The organism is Telluria sp. AZSoR62, from assembly GCF_058111565.1.
The window spans coordinates 1-19,120 of the sequence record NZ_JBYTST010000014.1 but is presented as its reverse complement, the minus strand read 5'-3'; the positions used below and the strand labels follow the sequence as shown (position 1 = coordinate 19,120).

The 19,120-nt window shown below is 68.0% G+C and carries 18 protein-coding genes and 1 pseudogene; 8 read left to right on the top strand and 11 right to left on the bottom strand.

Annotated elements, in window-relative coordinates; all coding sequences use genetic code 11:
• Positions 1 to 70 precede the first annotated feature (70 nt).
• Positions 71 to 1,321: a PepSY-associated TM helix domain-containing protein gene (locus AC3XQU_RS19375; RefSeq protein WP_489875796.1), complete on the top strand. Its 1,251-nt coding sequence runs from the start codon at positions 71 to 73 to the stop codon at positions 1,319 to 1,321.
• On the opposite strand, the gene AC3XQU_RS19370 is transcribed toward AC3XQU_RS19375, so the two are convergent.
• The 4 genes from AC3XQU_RS19370 to AC3XQU_RS19355 form a co-directional block, all read right to left on the bottom strand.
• Positions 1,312 to 1,974 (bottom strand): hypothetical protein, encoded by a 663-nt coding sequence (locus AC3XQU_RS19370; RefSeq protein ID WP_489875795.1) that lies wholly within the window; start codon positions 1,972 to 1,974, stop codon positions 1,312 to 1,314. The genes AC3XQU_RS19375 and AC3XQU_RS19370 overlap by 10 nt on opposite strands.
• 9 nt (positions 1,975 to 1,983) lie before the next feature.
• Positions 1,984 to 3,168 (bottom strand): zinc-dependent alcohol dehydrogenase, encoded by a 1,185-nt coding sequence (locus AC3XQU_RS19365; RefSeq protein ID WP_489875794.1) that lies wholly within the window; start codon positions 3,166 to 3,168, stop codon positions 1,984 to 1,986.
• 179 nt (positions 3,169 to 3,347) lie between these two features.
• Positions 3,348 to 4,223 (bottom strand): KPN_02809 family neutral zinc metallopeptidase, encoded by an 876-nt coding sequence (gene ypfJ, locus AC3XQU_RS19360; protein ID WP_489875793.1) that lies wholly within the window; start codon positions 4,221 to 4,223, stop codon positions 3,348 to 3,350.
• A 50-nt stretch (positions 4,224 to 4,273) separates the two neighbouring features.
• The gene (locus tag AC3XQU_RS19355; protein WP_489875792.1) at positions 4,274 to 4,456 is read right to left on the bottom strand and encodes a hypothetical protein; all 183 of its coding nucleotides are present in this window, start codon (positions 4,454 to 4,456) and stop codon (positions 4,274 to 4,276) included.
• Positions 4,457 to 4,633: 177 nt separating this feature from the next.
• Between AC3XQU_RS19355 and AC3XQU_RS19350 the strand changes: the two genes are divergently transcribed.
• A complete protein-coding gene (locus tag AC3XQU_RS19350; RefSeq protein ID WP_489875791.1) occupies positions 4,634 to 5,569 on the top strand; it encodes a methyltransferase in 936 nt (311 codons plus the stop codon).
• On the opposite strand, the gene AC3XQU_RS19345 is transcribed toward AC3XQU_RS19350, so the two are convergent.
• Both AC3XQU_RS19345 and AC3XQU_RS19340 read right to left on the bottom strand, forming a co-directional pair.
• Complete coding sequence (locus AC3XQU_RS19345; RefSeq protein ID WP_489875790.1) at positions 5,566 to 6,744, bottom strand: extracellular catalytic domain type 1 short-chain-length polyhydroxyalkanoate depolymerase; 1,179 nt, start codon at positions 6,742 to 6,744, stop codon at positions 5,566 to 5,568. The genes AC3XQU_RS19350 and AC3XQU_RS19345 overlap by 4 nt on opposite strands.
• A 10-nt stretch (positions 6,745 to 6,754) precedes the next feature.
• Positions 6,755 to 7,174: a CopG family transcriptional regulator gene (locus AC3XQU_RS19340; RefSeq protein WP_489875789.1), complete on the bottom strand. Its 420-nt coding sequence runs from the start codon at positions 7,172 to 7,174 to the stop codon at positions 6,755 to 6,757.
• Positions 7,175 to 7,343: 169 nt separating this feature from the next.
• On the opposite strand from AC3XQU_RS19340, the gene AC3XQU_RS19335 reads away from it, so the two are divergent.
• Positions 7,344 to 8,411: an SDR family oxidoreductase gene (locus tag AC3XQU_RS19335; protein ID WP_489875788.1), complete on the top strand. Its 1,068-nt coding sequence runs from the start codon at positions 7,344 to 7,346 to the stop codon at positions 8,409 to 8,411.
• On the opposite strand, the pseudogene AC3XQU_RS19330 reads toward AC3XQU_RS19335, so the two are convergent.
• Positions 8,408 to 8,659 (bottom strand): annotated as a pseudogene (locus AC3XQU_RS19330) (MFS transporter); the annotation flags it as partial. The gene AC3XQU_RS19335 and the pseudogene AC3XQU_RS19330 sit on opposite strands and share 4 nt — an antisense overlap.
• A 100-nt stretch (positions 8,660 to 8,759) precedes the next feature.
• On the opposite strand from AC3XQU_RS19330, the gene AC3XQU_RS19325 reads away from it, so the two are divergent.
• Together AC3XQU_RS19325 and AC3XQU_RS19320 are read left to right on the top strand one after the other, a co-directional pair.
• Entirely contained in the window at positions 8,760 to 9,653 is an 894-nt protein-coding gene (locus AC3XQU_RS19325; protein ID WP_489875787.1) for a LysR family transcriptional regulator, read from the top strand.
• A gap of 126 nt (positions 9,654 to 9,779) precedes the next feature.
• Positions 9,780 to 11,456 (top strand): putative bifunctional diguanylate cyclase/phosphodiesterase, encoded by a 1,677-nt coding sequence (locus AC3XQU_RS19320; RefSeq protein ID WP_489875786.1) that lies wholly within the window; start codon positions 9,780 to 9,782, stop codon positions 11,454 to 11,456.
• Here the strand turns inward: AC3XQU_RS19320 and AC3XQU_RS19315 are convergent.
• On the bottom strand, positions 11,432 to 13,282 hold the full coding sequence (locus tag AC3XQU_RS19315) for a feruloyl-CoA synthase (RefSeq protein WP_489875785.1): 1,851 nt from the start codon (positions 13,280 to 13,282) through the stop codon (positions 11,432 to 11,434). The two genes, AC3XQU_RS19320 and AC3XQU_RS19315, sit on opposite strands and share 25 nt — an antisense overlap.
• Positions 13,283 to 13,469: 187 nt before the next feature.
• Between AC3XQU_RS19315 and AC3XQU_RS19310 the strand changes: the two genes are divergently transcribed.
• From AC3XQU_RS19310 to AC3XQU_RS19300, 3 genes are read left to right on the top strand one after another with little or no spacing between them, the layout of a single operon-like run.
• The gene (locus tag AC3XQU_RS19310; RefSeq protein ID WP_489875784.1) at positions 13,470 to 13,769 is read left to right on the top strand and encodes a hypothetical protein; all 300 of its coding nucleotides are present in this window, start codon (positions 13,470 to 13,472) and stop codon (positions 13,767 to 13,769) included.
• A gap of 11 nt (positions 13,770 to 13,780) precedes the next feature.
• The gene (locus AC3XQU_RS19305; RefSeq protein WP_489875783.1) at positions 13,781 to 14,665 is read left to right on the top strand and encodes an NfeD family protein; all 885 of its coding nucleotides are present in this window, start codon (positions 13,781 to 13,783) and stop codon (positions 14,663 to 14,665) included.
• 2 nt (positions 14,666 to 14,667) lie between these two features.
• Positions 14,668 to 15,441, top strand: coding sequence for a slipin family protein (locus AC3XQU_RS19300; RefSeq protein ID WP_489875782.1), 774 nt, complete (start codon positions 14,668 to 14,670; stop codon positions 15,439 to 15,441).
• Positions 15,442 to 15,476: 35 nt separating this feature from the next.
• On the opposite strand, the gene AC3XQU_RS19295 is transcribed toward AC3XQU_RS19300, so the two are convergent.
• The 3 genes from AC3XQU_RS19295 to AC3XQU_RS19285 all read right to left on the bottom strand — a co-directional run bounded on the left by AC3XQU_RS19295 (position 15,477) and on the right by AC3XQU_RS19285 (position 18,699).
• Positions 15,477 to 15,938, bottom strand: a complete 462-nt coding sequence (locus AC3XQU_RS19295) for a universal stress protein (protein ID WP_489875781.1) — start codon at positions 15,936 to 15,938, stop codon at positions 15,477 to 15,479.
• A gap of 12 nt (positions 15,939 to 15,950) precedes the next feature.
• On the bottom strand, positions 15,951 to 16,388 hold the full coding sequence (locus AC3XQU_RS19290; RefSeq protein WP_489875780.1) for a universal stress protein: 438 nt from the start codon (positions 16,386 to 16,388) through the stop codon (positions 15,951 to 15,953).
• A 109-nt stretch (positions 16,389 to 16,497) separates the two neighbouring features.
• Complete coding sequence (locus AC3XQU_RS19285; protein WP_489875779.1) at positions 16,498 to 18,699, bottom strand: NADP-dependent malic enzyme; 2,202 nt, start codon at positions 18,697 to 18,699, stop codon at positions 16,498 to 16,500.
• Between the last annotated feature and the right edge of the window lie 421 nt (positions 18,700 to 19,120).

The window sequence follows — 19,120 nt, the reverse complement described above, 5'->3', positions numbered from 1 at the left end:
CGCAGATGATAACGATTCTCATGTATTAACACAATAGGAATCATTCTCATTTCGGTTTATGATCTCGTCCATGAAAGCATCCATCCGCACCATCCACCTGTGGGCCGGCCTCGTGTTCGGCACGATCCTGGTCTTGCAGGGCCTGACCGGCGCCGTGATCGGCTGGCGCCACGAACTCGACGCCTGGCTCAATCCGGGCCTGCTGCAGGTGGCGGCCCCGCCGGGAACCGTGGCGGGCGCGCCGGCCCGCCCGGCGCCCGCTGCGATCGCCGCGGTGGCGGCGCGCCTGGCGAACGACCCGGCCTACGGCCGTCCCGACACCCTGTTCCTGCCCGCGGTGCATGGCGACGTGTATGTGGCCTGGTACCGGGCCGCCAAGCCGGCATCGAGCTGGGAACAGGGCGTCACGCGCCAGGTGATGCTGGACCCGTTCGACGCGCGCGTCCTGGGCGAACGCAACTGGGGCGAGGCAGGCCTGTCGCGCCCGCTCCTGATGCCGACCCTGTTCCACCTGCACCGCTATCTGATGTCGGGCGAGGCGGGCAAACTGGTCATCGCCGTGCAGGGCGTGGCGCTGATGCTGCTCACGCTCACCGGCATCGTGGTGTGGTGGCCCAAGCCGACGCTCAAGGCCTTCGTACACGCCGTCACGGTGCGGCGCGGCGGCAACTGGCCAAAGTTCAGCTTCCAGCTGCACCGCGCGGCCGGTTTCTATACGGCGCCGGTCTTGCTGGTGCTGGCCTTCTCGGGGGTGTATTTCAATATGCCGGCCTGGGTCTTGCCGGCCATCCAGGTGGCCGGGCCGGTCACGCCCAATGCCAAGGTGGCGAACCTGAGCAGCAATGAGGCCCCGCGCATCGACGCGGGCGAGGCGGCCGCGGCGGCGCAGGCGCGCTATCCGGAAGGACGGGTCTCGCGCATCGGATTCCCTGGCAAGCCCGGGCAGCCTTTCGAGGTGCGGGTACGCCAGCCGGGCGAGCTGCGCCACGGCGACGGCGCCACCCGCGTGAGCGTCGATGCCGGCAGCGGCGCGGTGCTGCGCGTGCTGGACCCGCTGGCCGCGCGCGGCGGCGACTGGGTGGTGAGCACCCTGTATCCACTGCATACCGGCGAAGCCTTCGGGCTGGCCGGGCGGATCCTGGTGAGCGCGGCCGGCCTGACGCCGCTGGGCTTCTTCATCACCGGCCTGGTTATCTGGATCAAGTTCCGCCGCAAGCCGGCCAAGGGCAAGCCGGCAGCGCCCCGCCCTCGCTCCCCTGGCGCGCCGGTCCGGATCGAAGAGGCGGCCACGGGCGTGGCCGCCTCCGTCGCTCAGCGGTAGCTGCGGTAGCGCTCGCGCCCGTCGCGGTCGCTGCGCTCGTACTCCACGTAGCGGTCGTCATCGTCGCGGTCGCGGCGGTTCATCAGGTAGACCGCCGTGCCGACCACGGCCGCGGCAATCGCCACCTTCTTGGCCAGCCCGGCCGGGTTGTGCTTCATCTCGGCCTTGATCCCCATCTCGCCCAGCACGTTCGGGATATGCCCGCGCGCCAGGTCCTGGGCAATGCCCTCGACCACGTTCACGCGGTCGGCCAGCAGCAGGAGCAGCCAGTGGCGCAGGTCGTTCTCGCTGGCCTTGAAGGCCGCGCGCCGGATCATGCCCGACAGGCCCGACGGCGGTTGCACCGTGCCGAACAGCTGGGTGATGCCAGGGCGCTCGCTCGAGACCAGCACCTCGACCTTTTCCTGCTGTTGCGGCGGGTCGCCGGCAGGCTGGTTGATGAAGCGCGGGGGGGTGCGTTCCATCGGCACGCCGGGACGGTCCTTGCGGTCGAGGTCGGCGCCCCAGCCGTTGATGTGCTGCAGCTCGTCGCGCGAGGGACGGCGCGGGGCGATGTGGCCCTGGCCCGGGTGCTGCTGGATGTGGCCGTGATCGTGGTCGTGATCGCGCTTTTTCTCATCCATGTGCTTGTGTTCAACCATATCGTGTTCCATTTTCGCTCCTTAATTCGTGGCGCTGGCCGCGACCTTGCGCACCTGGTTGGCGTTGGGCGGGATCAGGACGGTCTTGATGCACTCGTCGAGCTTCTCCGAGAAGATGTGATACGCATCCGACACTTCTTCCAGCGGGACCCGGTGGGTGATGATTTCCTTCGGATTCAGTCGCCCGGCGCGGATGTGCTCGATCAGGCGCGGCAGGTGGCGCCGCACGCTGGCCTGGTTCATGCGCAGGGTGAGGCCCTTGTTCAGCGCATTGCCGATCGGGACCGCATTGAAGGTCGGTCCATACACGCCGACGATCGACACGTTGCCGCCCTTGCGCACCGAGTTGATGCACCAGTGCAGCGCCGTGGCCGAGCCCGCCTGCGCCATCATGTAGCGGCCGGTGAGGGTTTGCATGGCATTGCCCGAGGCTTCGCAGCCGACCGCGTCGATGCAGACGTCGGCGCCCATCCAGTCGGTCATCTTCTTGATGTGCTCGGCCATGTCGCGCACTTCCTTGAAGTTCACGATCTCGCACTGGGCATAGCGCTTGACGAATTCGAGGCGGTATTCGACGTGGTCGACCACGATCACGCGCCCCGCCCCCATCAGCCAGGCCGACTTGGCGGCAAAGATGCCGACCGGCCCGGCGCCGAACACGACCACGGTATCGCCTTCCTTGATGTCGCCCATCTCGGCGGCCTGGTAGCCGGTCGGCACCGCGTCGGTCAGCAGCACGGCGTCGTCGTCATGGATGTCGTCGGGGATGATCATCGGGCCGACGTCGGCCATCGGCACGCGCACCAGTTCGGCCTGGCCGCCGTCGTAGCCGCCGGCCGTATGCGAATAGCCGTAGATCGAGCCGACCGCGGTGGACTGCGCATTCATGTTGTGGCAATTGCCGTAGAGCTCGCGGTCGCAGAAGAAGCAGGACCCGCAGAACACGTTGAACGGCACCAGCACCTTGTCGCCCACCTTGAGCTTCTGGACTCCGGGGCCGACTTCTTCCACCACGCCGATGAACTCGTGGCCGAAGGTGTGGCCGACGCGGGTGTCGGGCACCAGGCCATGGTACAGGTGCAGGTCCGAGCCGCAGATGCACGAGCGGGTGACGCGCACGATGGCGTCGCCGGGGTGCTCGATGACGGGATCGGGCTTGTGTTCGGCGCGGACGCGGTACGGCCCGCGGTAGTTCATAGCCAGCATAAGTCCTCCTTGATATAGGTCTTGGTCGGATTACGGCGCCTGCCGCTTGGCAGGCATGGGACAATTACGTTATGTCAGATTGCTAAGGAAGGCGATACGCGCACGGAAACGAACGACGCTTTTTGAACAAAAACGGGCGCCAATGGCGCCCGTCGGGAACTAGTCCTACAGCGAACGACCTACAGCTGTCGCGCGTCGAAGGTATTGCACTGCTCGACCTTGCCGCTTTCCAGGCCGCGGGTGAACCAGCGCACGCGCTGGGCCGAGCTGCCGTGGGTAAACGAATCGGGCACCACCTGGCCCTGCGACTGGCGCTGCAGGGCGTCGTCGCCGATGGCGGTGGCCGCCGCCAGGGCGGTCTCGACGTCGCCCTTCTCCAGGATCTGTTCGCGCTGGTTGGTGCGGTTGGCCCACACGCCGGCGAAGCAGTCGGCCTGCAGTTCCAGGCGCACCGACAGCGCATTGCCTTCTTTTTCGGAAGCGCGCTGCTGGGCGTTATGGACCTGGCCGGACACGCCCAGCAGGTTCTGCACGTGGTGACCCACCTCATGGGCAATCACATAGGCCTGGGCGAATTCGCCTTCCACATTGAAGCGCTGCTGCATCAGGCGGAAGAAACTCAGGTCGATATACACCTGGCGGTCGGCCGGGCAATAGAACGGCCCGGTGGCGCTTTGTCCCCTGCCGCAGGCGGTATCGGTGCCCCGCTCGAACAGCACCAGCCGGGCCGGCTGGTATTGCGCGCCCTGCTCCTTGAAGATCTGCGCCCAGACGTCTTCGGTATAGGCCAGCGTGGTCTTGACGAACTGGGTCTCGCGGTCGTTCGCGGGCGCGGCGGCCGGTCCCTGGGGCGGCTGCTGGACCTGCACCGGCCCGCCGCCGCCGAGGAAGACGCTCGGGTCGATGCCGAACACGGCGCTGCCGATCAGCGCCAGCACCAGGGTGCCGATCCCGATCGACTTGCCGCCAAAGCCGCCGAAGCCTCCGCCTCCGCCGCCGCCGCCGCCGCGGCGGTCCTCCACGTTGTCGCTCTGCCGGTCACCTTCCCACTTCATTGTCCTGCCTCCTCATGTCTGTTTTTTGCCGGGCGCTGCCTGGGGCCGCATCAGCGGCCCGGATGGCGCCTGAGCGTGCTCGTATCGTCGCGCTCGCGCGCATCCTTGGTACGGAAATCGTCGTGCGTGGCCAGCCCGGCCTTCGCCTCGTCCTGCAGCTCGCGCTCATGGCGCTCGCGCGCGACTTCCCGCTCGAGCCTGCCCGCCGGTGAATCGATGCCCTTGTTGCCCATGCTGTTACCCCCGCTCGCGCGTTGAATGTTGTCTGTTCGAGTATGGACAAGGGGCCGGGTTCGGTATGTTCGAGTGCTCACATAGCAGGGGAAATATCCGCTCTGATATAGATGGCGCCGGGAGCCTAAGTGCGGTCGCGCACGGTGCAGCTGCGCGGCGCATGCGAAACTTCTGCCATGACGACTCCCCATGCCACCGCCCTGGTCGAACTGGGACGCTACCTGCGCGCCCAAGCCTACCGTTTCATCACGGTCACCCCCGCCACCCACCGCCGCATCAACCGCCGTCCCGGCAACGAACGCAGCGCCGACCTGCGCGGGATCTTCGGCTGGAGCCGGCCCTTCGCCGAAAACGACATCGCGCCCGAGTTGCTGGCGCTGATGCGCGAAGCGGGCATCCTCGAACGCGATGGCAGCCTGCTGCGCTCGACGCTGCGCGCCTCCAGCCTGGGCGAGCTGCTGGTATTCCACTCGGCTTACCCCACCAAGGACGACGACGCCGTCTTCTTCGGCCCCGACACCTACCGCTTCGTGGGCACCATGGAACGCGCCTTTCCCTGGCTGGGTTCGGGCCCGGTGCGGGCGATCGACCTCGGTTGCGGCGGCGGAGCCGGCGCGCTGGCGATCGCCCGCGCCTTCCCGCATGCCGACGTGGTGGCGGCCGACATCAACACCAAGGCGCTGGCCCTGGCCGTGGTCAACACCGAACTGGCCGGGGTGCGCAACCTCACGGCGGTGAAAAGCGATTTGTTCAACGGGGTCGAGGGCGATTTTGATTTGGTGGTGTCGAACCCGCCCTATGTGCTGGACCCGTGCGAGCTGCCCTACCGCCACGGCGGCGGCATGCGCGGCGCCGAGCTGTCGGTGCGCATCGTCAAGGAAAGCCTGGCGCGGCTGCGCCCGGGCGGCTGCCTGATGCTGTACACGGGCGTAGCGATCGCCGGCCCGGTGGACGAATTCCTGGAAGCGATCCGGCCGGATCTCGACGCCCTGTGCGACCACTGGAAGTACGACGAGCTCGATCCGGACATCTTCGGCGGCCAGCTCGGCGAGCCGGGCTACGAAGACGTCGAACGGATCGCGGCGGTGTGGCTGCACGCGGTCCGGCGTTAGCGCGCTTTTCCTGACTGGCCGCCCTGCTCCAGGAAGAAGGCCAGCATCTCGGTCGAGGCGCAGGGGCCGTTCGCATCCGTATGCGAACCGGCCGGCTTGCCGCCCATCCAGGCGTGCGCCGCGCCGTGCACCACCCACTGCTCCGCGTGGCGGCGCCCGCCGGCGTCGCGCCAGCTGGTCCTGGTATAGGCGCGCCCCGTTTGGCCGCGGCTCGACTCCTTGCTCAAGGCGCCGCTGCCCGACTTCGGGTGGGCGTCGGCGAACTGGCGCAGCACCGCGTCGCCATTGCCCGGGCTGACCACATGGTCGGCGTCGCCGTGGAAGACGATGACCGGGACCGCCTTCGCAAGGTTCGCGGCCTTGCCGGGCTTTTTCATGGCGTGCAGGCCCGAGATCATGTCCTTGCCGCTGCCGGCGGCCAGGCCCGAATGCACGCCGACTGCCGCGTACAAGTCCGGGTACTCGGCGCCGAGGATGGCCGCCATCGCGCCGCCCGCCGACAGGCCGGCCACGAACACCCGCTTGCCGTCGGCGCCCTGCTCGGCCAATATTTTGCGCGTCATGCCGGCCAGGATCGCCGGCTCGCCCTGGTCGCGTAGCTGCTGGGCAGCGTCGAACCAGTTCCAGCAGCCGTTATGGTTGGCGCTGCGGTCCTGCTCCGGATACAGCACCAGGCAGCCCTGCTCTTCGGCCACCAGGTTCATGCCGGTGCCGGCGGCGAAGTCGCCCGCGTTCTGGGTGCAGCCGTGCAGCATCACGATCAATGGACGCGGCCCCTGGGCCGCCTTGGCCGGGATATACAGCTTGTAGCGGCGCTGGCCGGCGCTGCAGGCGAAGCTGCCGTCGACGACCGTGCCGGGCGCCAGCTCTTCGGGCGCCGCCGGCGGCCGCTGCTTCCAGAAGTCGGCGCCCTTGGGCAAGGGACGCTTGCGGGCGGGCTTGCGCGGCGCGGCGCCGCGGCCGAAGGCGGGCGGTGGATTCAGGTCGACGAAGGCGGGCTGCGCATCGGCGCCGAAGCCGGCCTGCGCGGACTCGCGCGTCGCTTCCATCTGCGGCGCCAGGCCGGCCTGCTGCAGGGCGCGCTGGATGACGTCGGCCGCGCCGGACGGGTTATTCGAACGGACCAGCTTGGCTGACTCCATCATGTGCTGGACGAACTGGTCTAGTTGTTTCATGGGAATTCCTTTATTGCGAGAGTAGGCGGTCTGCCAGCACCTGCCGGGTGGCGGGTGCGGCAATGAATGCGCCGAGGACCTGGACCGAGGCAATCGCCTGGTCGGCCAGCTCGGGCGTGACGTCGTCTTCGATGACGGCCAGGCCCAGCACGTGGATCTCGAGGCGCTGGCCGGAGGCCACGACCTCTTCCAGCTCGCGGCGCGAATAGCGGTGCTGCCCGAGCACATAGCGCTTGCGCACCACGGTCTGCCGGATCGATTCGGCATGCACCTGCAGCTGGTTGCGGATGGCCGTTCGAACGAAATCGGTGCGGTTCGAATAAAAGCCTTCGCCGACCAGCAAATCCATCTGGGCGAGGTCGACCAGGCCGACGTTGACGGTGACTTTATCGCTGTCGGGCAGGCGCTGCGGGGATGGGACGAGTTTCATGTTTGGGCTCCTTATACTCTAAATGGAGTATAACCGGAGTATTTCAAGCCCGCCGACGATTTACATTGCGTTGTGGTCTCCTGGCGGCAGACCATGTTGAATCGGCAACGGTGCGCAGCTTCCAGGGCCGCCACGTAGAATGAATGCCCATTCTGATCAGGAGCATTCCATGAAACGCAGCGCCCTCATCGCAGGTATCACCGGCATCGGCGGCAACCACCTGGCCCGCGAATTGCTGGCGCAAGGATGGGAAGTAATCGGCCTGTCGCGCCGCGCGCCGCAAGACCTGCCGGGCGTGCGCCACGTCGCCGCCGACCTGCTCGATGCGGCGGGGCTCGCGCAGGCCCTGGCCGGCGTCGCCCCGACCCATGTCTTCATCACCACCTGGATGCGCCAGGACACCGAGGCCGAGAACATCCGCGTCAATGCGGCCCTGGTGCGCAACCTGCTCGATGCCCTGTCGCCGCAAAACAGCCTGCGCCATGTGGCCCTGGTCACGGGCCTGAAGCACTACCTCGGCCCGTTCGAAGCCTATGCCAGCTCCGGCACCCTGCCCGACACCCCGCTGCGCGAAAGCCAGCCCCGCCTGCCGCTGGAGAATTTCTACTATGCGCAGGAAGACGAAGTCTATGCCGCGGCCGCACGCGACCGCTTCACCTGGTCCGTGCACCGCCCGCACACGATCATCGGCCTGGCCGTGGGCAACGCCATGAACCTCGGCACCACGCTGGCCGTCTACGCCACCATCTGCAAGGAGACCGGGCGTCCCTTCCAGTTCCCCGGTTCCGAGGCGCAGTGGAAGGGCCTGTCGGACGTGACCGACGCGCGCATGCTGGCCAGGCAGCTGGTGTGGGCGGCCGACACCGACGCGGCGCGCAACGAAGCCTTCAATATCGTCAACGGCGACGTGTTCCGCTGGAGCTGGCTGTGGCCGAAGCTGGCCGAATGGTTCGGCGTTCAGGCCGCGGGCTTCGACGGTACGGTTCGTCCGCTGGAGGCAGCGATGGCGAACGATGCCGGGCTGTGGCGCGAGATCGCGGGGCGCCATGATCTGGTGGAGCCCAATCTCGACCGGCTGGCGTCCGCCTGGCATACGGACCTGGACCTGGGCCGGCCGCTGGAGGTGATGACCGACATGGCCAACAGCCGGCGCCTGGGCTTTACGGCCTACCAGGCAACCGATGCGTCGTTCTTCGATTTGTTTGCGCGGCTGCGGGCGCAGCGCCTGATTCCTTAAGCGATCGACGCATGAACCGGCGCGCGGCCCGCGCGCGCCGCGAGCGCCGCGAACACGGCAGCGACCACCAGCAGGCCCGCACTCAGCCCGAAGGTCGCCCGATAGCCGCTGGCATCGAACAACACCCCGCCCACCAGTGCGCCGAGCATGATGGCCAGCTGCACCGCCGCCACCATCAGGCCGCCGCCCGCTCCGGCGTGCCTGGGCAGGGTCGTGGCCAGCCACGTCCAGCATGGTAGTGGCAAAGCTGCAGCACGAACGGGCCGGCATTCGCATGGGCTTATGAACGCAGATCATCAATCGCTGCTAGTATTGAATACACCCCATCATGAACGACCACAGACACCCATGGCCCGCGAAAACATCAACGACATCCTCGTCTTCATCGCCGTGGCCCGCGAACGCAGCTTCACGCGCGCGGCGGCGAAACTCGGCATGACCCAGTCGGCGCTGAGCCATATCGTGCGCTCGCTCGAAGCGCGCCTGGGCGTGCGCCTGCTCACCCGCACCACCCGCAGCGTCTCGCCCACCGAAGCCGGCGAGCGGCTGATGCTGAACGTGGCCCCGCGCATCGACGAGATCGAGGCGGAGATCGCGGCGGTGAGCGACCTGGGCGACAAGCCGGCCGGCACCATCCGCATCACCGCCATCGATAACGTCATCGACAACGTCCTGTGGCCGCGGCTCGCGCCCATCCTGCCGCACTACCCCGACCTGCATGTCGAGATCACCGCCGACTACCGCATGGTCGACATCGCGGCCGACCGCTACGACATCGGCGTGCGCTATGGCGACCAGGTGGAGAAGGACATGGTCGCGGTGCGCCTCACGCCCGACGTGCAGACCATGATCGTCGCCTCCCCTGCCTATTTCGCCTGGCATGCCGTCCCCGCCACGCCGCAGGACCTGATGAAGCAGAACTGCATCACCCTGCGCCTGGCCAGCAGCGGCGGCATCTACGCCTGGGAGCTCGAGCGCGAAGGCCAGGCGCTGGAGCTGCGCGTACGCGGCCAGTCGATGTTCACCACCGGCTACCACATGCTGGGCGCTGCGCTGAGCGGCTGCGGCATCGCCTATCTCACCGAAGACCTGGTTGCCAACCATGTGCGCGAAGGGCGCCTGGTAAGCGTGATGCAGGACTGGTGCCCGAAATTCCCGGGCCTGCACGCCTACTACCCGAGCCGCAGGCACGCGTCGCGCGCACTGGCCCTGGTGATCGACGCCATCCGCCACAAGGGCTAGGCGGCGCCCCGGCGGCGCGGCCGTTGCTTGTTCCGCCAATACGGCGCGACACCGGGCGCGGCGCGGCGTACAATCGGAAGACTGGTCTGTCCCCGGATCCCCACCGCCACAAGGAGCACACTTGTCATGACGGGCCCCGAGCTGCTGCGCGCCATGCTCACCAGCGCTTCCAGCGTGGCGATCGTGGTCACCGACCGCGAGGGACTTCTCGTGAGCTGCAACGTGGGCGCAAAGTCGCTGTTCGGGCTGTCCAATAGCATGGTCGGCGCCGACAGCGCCATGATGTTCACGCCAGGCGAACGCGCGGCTGGCGTGCCGCAGCAGGAGATGCACAATGCCCTGGCACAGGGTGAAGTCAAGGCCACCCGGGTGCATCACGCGCTCGAAGCGGGCTATGGCCGCTGGATCGAAAGCCGCCTGACGCCGATGTTCGACACGAGCGAGGCACATATCGGGTTCATGCGCATCGCACAGGATGTGACCGAACGGTACCAGCACGACCAGGCGATGCTGCAGGAACTCGAAACCGACACCGTGTCGGGCCTGAGCAACCGGCGTGTCTTCGACGAACGCCTCGCGGCAACCGCAGCGCTGGGCATCCGCACCAATGGCACCCTGGTCCTGCACCTGATCGACCTGGACCTGTTCAAGCAGGTCAACGACACCCTTGGCCATTGCGCGGGGGACGACGTGCTGCGCATCGTGGCCGAGCGCATCACCAGCGTGACACGCGCATCCGACACCGTCGCCCGCTTCGGCGGCGACGAATTCGCCGTGCTGCAAACCGGGGCCGGCTCGCCGATCGATGCCGCAGTGCTGGCCAACAAGCTGATCACGCTGCTCGCGCAGCCGATGGTGGTGATGGGCCACGAGGTCCGGATCACGGCCAGCATCGGCATCGCGGTGGCCCCGCTCGATGGCTGGGTTCCGGCCGAACTGCTGCGCAAGGCCGACGTGGCGCTGTACCGGGTCAAGTACAACGGGCGCAATCATTTTGGCTACTACACGCCCGAGCTCGACGTCGAATCGCGCAACTACGGCCGCGACATGGCGGCGGTGCGCCAGGCGGTATGCGACGAAAGCTTCCACCTGCTGTACCAGCCGATCATCGCCACCGACAGCGGCAAGCTGCGCTCGGTGGAAGCCCTGCTGCGCTGCGACCACCCCGGCCTGGCCGGACGGCCGATTCCCGAAGTGATCGAGCTGATTCGCAAATCCGGGCTGATCCCCGACATGAGCCGGTGGATCGTGCAGCGCGTGTGCGAGGAAGCAATCGGGTTCACCGACGGCCAGGTACGTTATCCGGTTGGCCTGAACCTGTGCGCGCGCGAGCTGTCCGATTACCACATGGTGGCGCTGATCGACGCCGCCATGCACCGCACGGGCATGGGAGCCGACGGCATTTCGATCGAACTGACCGAGCACGCCTTGTTCGAAAGCCACGAGATCGGGCGCGGCGTACTCGACGCGCTGAGCATGCGCGGCCTGTCCATTGCGCTGGACGATTTCGGCACCGGCTATTCGTCGCTGAGCCACCTGACCAACTTGCCGATCAATGTGCTCAAGCTCGACATCGAATTCGTCCGCCCGCTGGCGCACAGCGCCGAGATGCGCACCGTGGTCAGCGCCATCATCACCCTGGCCCATACGCTGGGCATCGCGGTCGTCGCGGAAGGCGTGGAGACGGCCGAGCAGCTCGCGTTCCTGCGCGAGCAGCGCTGCGACGCGGTGCAGGGCTATTATTTCTCGCATCCCCTATCGGCCGCGCAGATGCAGGCCTATGTGACCGCCCAGCCCGGGTAAAGGATGCCCGGGTCCTGCCCCGCATACAGCAGTTCGACCAAAGCGGCGCGCTCGCGCAGCACGGCGCGCTGGTTGACCGAGCCCTTGTCGGTGACTTCGCCGCGCTCGGCCGAGGGCGGCTCGGCCAGCACCAGCGCGCGCGCTACCCGGCTTGCGCTGCCGCCCCCCTGGCCGAGGCCCCGGACCAGGCCTTCGAACACCCTGCGCACCGGTGCGGCGGCGAGCACCTCCGCCGCGCTGGACGATTCCCCCAAGCCGGCCAGGCTGCGGCAGTGCGCCAGGTTCGGGACGATCAGCAGCCCGACCTCCGCCCGGTCATGGCCGGCGACCACCGCGTCCTGCACATAGGGCGCGCCCTCATGCACCACGCGGCCGCGCAGCGCGGCGACGCCGACCCAGGTGCCGGTCGACAGCTTGAAGTCTTCCCCCATGCGCCCGTCGAACACGAATCCCAGCCGCGGCTGGCGGGCGTCGCGCCACTGGACGGCGTCGCCCGAGCAAAAGAAGCCCTCGTCGTCGAACATCCGCGCGTTCTCGGCCGGTGCCTTCCAGTAGCCTGGCGTGACGCCGGGGCCGCGGTAGCGCAGTTCGAGCTTGTCGCCGCACGGCGCCAGCTTCACTTCCAGGCCGGGGCTGGGCACACCCACTTCGCCCGCGCGCGCGTCCTCGCGCATCGTGAACAGGGCGCAGGGCGCGGTCTCGGTCATGCCCAGGCCCGTCGCCATCCGGACGCGCTGGCCGCAGGCGCTTTCCGCGCTGGCGTCGAGCATGTCCCAGACCGGCTGCGCCAGGGCGGCGCCGGCGTGGAACTGCAACTGCAGGCGGCTGTAGAAACGTTCGCGCAGGGCGGGATCGCGCGCGAGCGCGTGCGCCAGGTCGTCCCATCCCTTGGGCACGTTGAAGTGGATGGTCGGCGCGATCTCGCGCAGGTTGGCGATGGTCTGCCCGAACCCGTCCGGGGTCGGCTTGCCGTCGTCGATATACAGGGTGCCGCCGTTGAACAAGACCAGGTTGAAGCTCTTGTTGCCGCCGAAGGTGTGGTTCCATGGCAGCCAGTCGAGCAGCACCGGCGGCGCGTCGGCCAGGAAGGGCCAGGCCTGCAGCAGCGCCTGCATATTGCTGCACAACATACGGTGGGTATTCACCACGGCCTTCGGCGCTGCGGTCGAACCCGAGGTGAACAGGAACTTGGCGATCGTGTCCGGTCCCACGGCCTGCATGGCCGCATCCACCGCGGCCCCGGGACGGGAGTCCACCAGCGCCGCGAAGGGGGTCGCCGGGCGCCCCGCGGGCATGCCGTCCACCACCACGAACTCGACGTCGCAGCCACAGGCCGCCTCCACCGCGGGACCGAATGCGGGGCCGTCGGCGGCGAACACCAGGCCGGGATCGAGCAGCTTCATGATGTGGCGCAGCTTGCCGAAGTCGGGCGAGGCCAGCGAATAGGCCGGGGACAGCGGAGCGTAGGGAAGGCCGATGTACTGGCAGGCCAGGGCCAGCATGGCGTGTTCGATGCTGTTCCCGGACAGGATGATCACCGGCCGCGTGGCCGACAGGCCGCGCTGCAGGAGCGCCTGCCCGATCGCCTGCGCTTGGCGCAGCGCCTCGGCATAGCTGACGTGGCGCCAGGCGCCGCCGGCGCCGCGCCGCGCGATGAAGCTGCGCTCCGGCGCCTGCGTCGCCCAATGGTGCAGGCGGTCGGTCGTGCGCAGGGCATAGGCGTCCAGCGGCGCCACTGCCTTCACATAGGTCGCGCCGCCGGCGCTGCGCACCTGAACCGCGTCGTCGCCGAACGCCACCGGGCGGTAGCGGGCGTGTGCATCCATGCTCCTGCCTCCCTTTGTTCCTCGATCAGCCGGCGCCGGGCGGCGCCGCATTGTCCTGCTTGATATTGATTCTTGCATATTCCTGTTGGCCGCGCCGTCGCCGAGCGCGCCGATGGGAGCGGACCCGATGAACTTCGCGAACGTTCGGGTGTCACTCATCACGTAGCCGCCCAGGGAACGGTCTGCCATGTCGATTATCCGGGAATATCGCCAGCCAGGGATCACGCATTGGGGCAGGCTCGCCTGCCGCAGGCCGGCGAATGTCGCCGTGCTCGTCTTGCTCGTCTTTCTTGCGCTGCTCCTGCCCCGCCCTGCCCGGGCGGCCGCCGGCATCGGCCTGCTGACGATCGACGGCGCGCTCGGCCAGTGGAAATCGGGATCGGGCAGCAGCAGCCGGGCCCCGGCGACCCTGCCCCGGGCGCGCCGCCGAAAAAGGACGGGCAAGGAGACGCTGGCGCCGGCAAGGCCGAGCCGCCATCGGCGATGAAGGCCAAGGTCATGAACGACGCCGCAGCCTACCTGCGCGGACTGGCACAACTGCGCGGCCGCAATGCCGACTGGGCCGAGCGCGCGGTGCGCGAATCCGTCAGCCTGAGCGCCGACGAAGCGCTGGCGCAGGACGTCATCGAATTCGTCGCCGCCGACGTGCCGGCCCTGCTGGCCCAGCTCGACGGCCGCAAGCTTGCCGTGCTGGGCCAGGAGCGCCAGCTCGCGACCAAAGGCGCGGCCCTGGTGGAGTTCCTGCCGGACTGGCGCACCGACGTGCTGGCGGCGATCACCAATCCCGCCGTCGCCCTGCTCCTGATGACCATCGGCATCTACGGCCTGGTGTTCGAATTCATGAGCCCGGGCGCGGTGGCGCCGGGCGTGATCGGCGCCATCTGCCTGCTGCTGGGGCTGTACGCGCTGCAGCTGCTGCCGGTGAACTACGCGGGCCTGGCCCTGATCGTGCTGGGGCTGGCCTTCGTGGTCGGCGAAGCCTACCTGCGCAGCTTCGGCATCCTCGGGCTGGGCGGCGTCGCCGCATTCGTCGCCGGCGCCCTGATGCTGATCGATACCGAACTGCCGGGTTACGGCGTGCCGCCCGGCCTGGTGGGCACGCTGGCCGTGGCCAGCGCCCTGGTCCTGTTCGGCACGGCGCGGCTGGCCCTGAAAACGCGCCGGCGCCCCGTCACCAGCGGCGCGGCCGGCCTGGTCGGCGCGCTGTGCGCGGTGGAGAATGTCGCCGTGCGCAATGCCCGGGAAGGATGGGTCCGCATCGAAGGCGAGCTGTGGCGGGCCGTCAGCGTCGAGCCGCTGCATCCGCTGCAAACCGTACACGTGGTCGGGCGGGCCGGCCTGACCCTGGAAGTCGTCCCCGTCGCACCCACCAAAGGAGAATGACGATGTTTTCCGGTATCGGACTCGGCCTTGGCGGCCTGTTCTTCCTGCTGCTGGCGCTGCTGGCCTCGGCGATCCGGGTGCTGCGCGAATACGAGCGCGGCGTGGTGTTCCAGCTGGGGCGCTTCTGGGGAGTGAAGGGGCCGGGGCTGGTGATCATCGTCCCGGTGCTGCAGCAGATGGTGCGGGTCGACCTGCGCACCATCGTGCTCGATGTGCCGACCCAGGACGTGATCTCGCGCGACAACGTGTCGGTGAAGGTCAACGCGGTGCTGTACTTCCGCGTGGTCGACCCCGAGCGCGCCATCATCCAGGTCGCCAACTTCATGGAAGCGACCAGCCAGCTGGCCCAGACCACGCTGCGCGCCGTGCTCGGCAAGCACGAGCTCGACGAAATGCTGGCCGAGCGCGAGCGCCTGAACCTGGACATCCAGCAGGTGCTCGACGCCCAGACCGACGCCTGGGGCATCAAGGTCGCCAATGTCGAGATCAAGCACGTCGACCTGGACGAATCGATGGTGCGCGCCATCGCCCGCCAGGCCGAGGCCGAACGCGAGCGGCGGGCCAAGGTGATCCATGCCGAGGGCGAGCTGCAGGCCTCCGAAAAGCTGCAGCAGGCCGCCTACGTGCTGGCCCAGCAGCCGGGCGCGATGCAGCTGCGCTATATGCAGACGCTCGGCGCGATCGCGGGCGACAAGTCCTCGACCATCGTGTTTCCGCTGCCGATCGAGTTGCTGGACGTGGTGGCGGCGCAGGCGCGCAGCCCGGCGGCGAAATAGCATCGCTTGAAGCGCCTTGCAACGAAGGGGCGCGTTTACCCGTCCTCGCCCCCCGGCGAGGGCCGCAAGACCATGACCGGCACCGGCGCATACGCCAGCACCGCCTGCGTCACGCTCCCCGCCAATAGCCGGCTCAGGCCGCGCCTGCCGTGCGAGCCCATGACCACCAGGTCGCAGCCGTGCTCGCGCACCGCGTCGACGATGGCTAGGCCAGGGTCGAGCGAGAAGGCGGTGACGGGCAGGCATTGCACGCCGGCGGCCTGCGCGCGCGCGGCCAGTGCCGTGGCAAAGCCGTTCGCCCGTTCGAGCAGTGTGTCGACCTGCTGGCCGGGATCGAGCACCATGGCGCCGTCGAGCGACTGCAACACCGGCTCGGGCACGGCGATGGACAGCGCCACCATCTCGCTGCCGAAAGCACGGGCCAGTTCGATCGCCGAATCGGCGGCGCCCAGGGAAATCGACGAGCCGTCGGTGGGCACCAGGATGCGCTTGTACATGGCGTGGTCCTGCTAGCGGTGCACCATCACGGGAATGGCGCTGTGCAGCAGCACCTTCTGCGTCTCGCTGCCCAGCAGCAGGCCCTTGACGCCCTTGCGGCCATGCGAGGCCATCACGATCAGGTCGCAACCGTGCTGGCGCGCGGTGGAGATGATCGCTTCGTAGGGGTTGTCGGACTCAAGCTGCACGCAGCTGCAGGCCACCCCCGCATCGCGCGCGGCAGCGGCCACCTCGTCGAGCATGCGCTGGGCGCGCTCGCGGCCGGCGACGGCGTACTCGTCCCTGGTCTGCTCGAGCATCTCCGCATCGGTGGTGAAGGTATGGAAGGACGGCGTGGCGGTCATGCCGACCACGTCGGCGCCGACGCTCCTGGCGAAGTCGACGCCGGCCTGGATGGCACGCCCGGAGGCTTCCGAGCCGTCGGTTGGCAGCAAAATCCTCTTGTACATGACAAGCTCCAGAAGTCGGCCCGTGCACATTCGAGTGGAAACGCGCCGGGTCTGTTCTGGCTGATTGGTGGGCGATTTGATGCAGATCAAACGCCCAACAGAGCGAGCCTCAATCCACGGCCGCGGCCGCCAGCGCCGTCATGTTCACGATGCGCCGCACCGTCGCGCTCGGACTCAGGATGTGCACCGGCTTGGCCGCGCCCAGCAGGATCGGGCCGACGGTCACGCCCTTGCCCGCCGCGACCTTGAGCACATTGAACAGGATGTTGGCCGCGTCCAGCGACGGCATCACCAAGAGGTTGGCGCTGCCCGCGTAGCCGTCCGGGATCTGGTAGAGCGCGCGGATGTCTTCCGACAACGCGGCGTCGCCGTGGATCTCGCCGATCACCGACAGCTCCGGCGCCGTCTCCCTGAGCAGCGCGCGCGCTTCGCGCATGCGCCGCGCCGAAGGCCGGTTGGACGAGCCGAGCGAGGAATGCGACAGCAGCGCCACCCGCGGCTCCAGCCCGAACTGGCGCAGCATCGCCGCGCCCAGGCGGGCGATCTCGGCCAGTTCCGGCGCCGTCGGCTGGTCGTTGACATAGGTATCGGTGATGAACAGCGTGTACTTGTCCAGCACCAGGGCATTCATCGCGGCCAGCACGCCCACGCCGGGCGCCATGCCGATCTGTTCCTGCACGTGCACCAGGTGGCTGTCGTAGCTGCCCTGCATGCCGCAGATGAGCGCATCGACCTTCCCCGCCGCCAGCAGGCGCGCGCCCTGCAGGCTGGCCTCGCCTTCCTGCTCGGCCAGCGTGTAGTCGACGTCCGGCTGCAGGCGCAGGCCCGCGTCCCGGATCGCGCGTTCGACCTGGTCCTTCTCGCCGATCAGCACCGGATAGGCGATGCCCTCGTCCACCACGGTCTGCACCGCGCGCAGCACGCGGCGGTCGCTCCCTTCGGCATACGCGACCCGGCGCGGATGCGCCTTGGCCTGGGCGAACACGGGCTTCATGAAGAAACCCGTGTGGTAGATCATCTGGGCCAGCTTGTCGCGGTAGGCGTCCATGTCCTGGATCGGGCGGGCCGCCACGCCGGACGCGGCGGCGGCTTCGGCCACGCGCGGGGCGATCGCCGCCAGCAGGCGCGGATCGAACGGTTTCGGGATGATGTACTCGGGACCGAAGGACAGGTCCTGGCCCTCGTAGGCCGAGGCCACCACGTCGCTGGCTTCGGCTTCGGCCAGCTCGGCGATCGCGGTGACGCAGGCCAGCTTCATCTCGTCGGTGATGCGGGTAGCGCCGCAATCGAGCGCGCCGCGGAAGATGTAGGGGAAGCACAGGACGTTGTTGACCTGGTTCGGATAGTCCGAGCGGCCGGTGGCGACGATGCAGTCCGGCCGCGCGGCGCGCGCCACTTCCGGGCGGATTTCCGGCTCCGGGTTGGCCAGCGCCAGGATCACCGGCTGGTCCGCCATGGTCTTGACCATGGCGCCGGTGAGCACGCCGGCGGTCGAGCATCCCAGGAACACGTCCGCGCCCACCATGATGTCGGCCAGCGTGCGCGCATCGGTCGATTGCGCGTAGCGCGCCTTGTTGGCTTCCATGTTGTCCTCGCGGCCGGCCCAGATCACGCCCCTGGAATCGGTCACGAAAATGTTCTCGCGCTTCACGCCCAGCAGCACCATCATGTCCAGGCAGGCAATCGCCGCCGCGCCGGCGCCCGAGGCGCACAGCTTGATGCTGCCGATGTCCTTGCCCACCACCTTGAGCGCGTTGAGCAGCGCGGCGGTGGAGATGATCGCGGTGCCGTGCTGGTCGTCGTGGAAGACCGGGATGTTCATCCGCTCGCGCAGCTTCTTCTCGATGTAGAAGCATTCGGGCGCCTTGATGTCTTCCAGGTTGATGCCGCCGACGGTGGGTTCGAGCATGGCGATGGCGTCGACCAGCTTGTCCGGATCCATTTCGTCCAGCTCCAGGTCGAACACGTCGACCCCGGCGAACTTCTTGAACAGGCAGCCCTTGCCTTCCATGACCGGCTTGGAGGCCAGCGGACCGATATTGCCCAGGCCCAGCACCGCGGTGCCGTTGGTGATCACGGCCACCAGGTTGGCGCGCGACGTGTATTCGGCGGCCATGTTCGGGTCCGCGGCGATTTCCTCACAGGCATAGGCCACGCCCGGCGAATAGGCCAGCGACAGGTCGCGCTGGTTCGACAGCGGCTTGGTGGCGACCACCTCGATCTTGCCCCGCGTCGGGCTGCGGTGGTATTCCAGCGCGTCGGCGCGCAGCTGGGTGTCGCGGGATTCGTCGTTGCTCGATTCCGTGCTCATCTTGTCTCCTGTCGTTGTCGGATGCGGGAGCGGCCTTGCGCCTGCCAACTAGCCTACCTGTCGGAAAGCCATCATTGCAACACGAAACGGGAAAAGCCATCACATTGGATGGCTTTGATATCCGTACGGAAAAAATGAGTTTTACGCGAAAACGAAAAAGGCTCCCGATCGGGGAGCCTTCTCGTTACTACCTGGCGGAGAGGGTGGGATTCGCCCACATGCTGCGGGCCGCCCTCGCGCAAATATGCGCGAGGCTTCGAACCCCACGCGTAAGCCGCGCAGGCGGCTTACTCCTTCCGCATACGCAATAAAAAAGCTCCCGTGCGGGAGCTTTTTTATGACTACTGGCGGAGAGGGTGGGATTCGCCCACATGCTGCGGGCCGCCCTCGCGCAAATATGCGCGAGGCTTCGAATCCCACG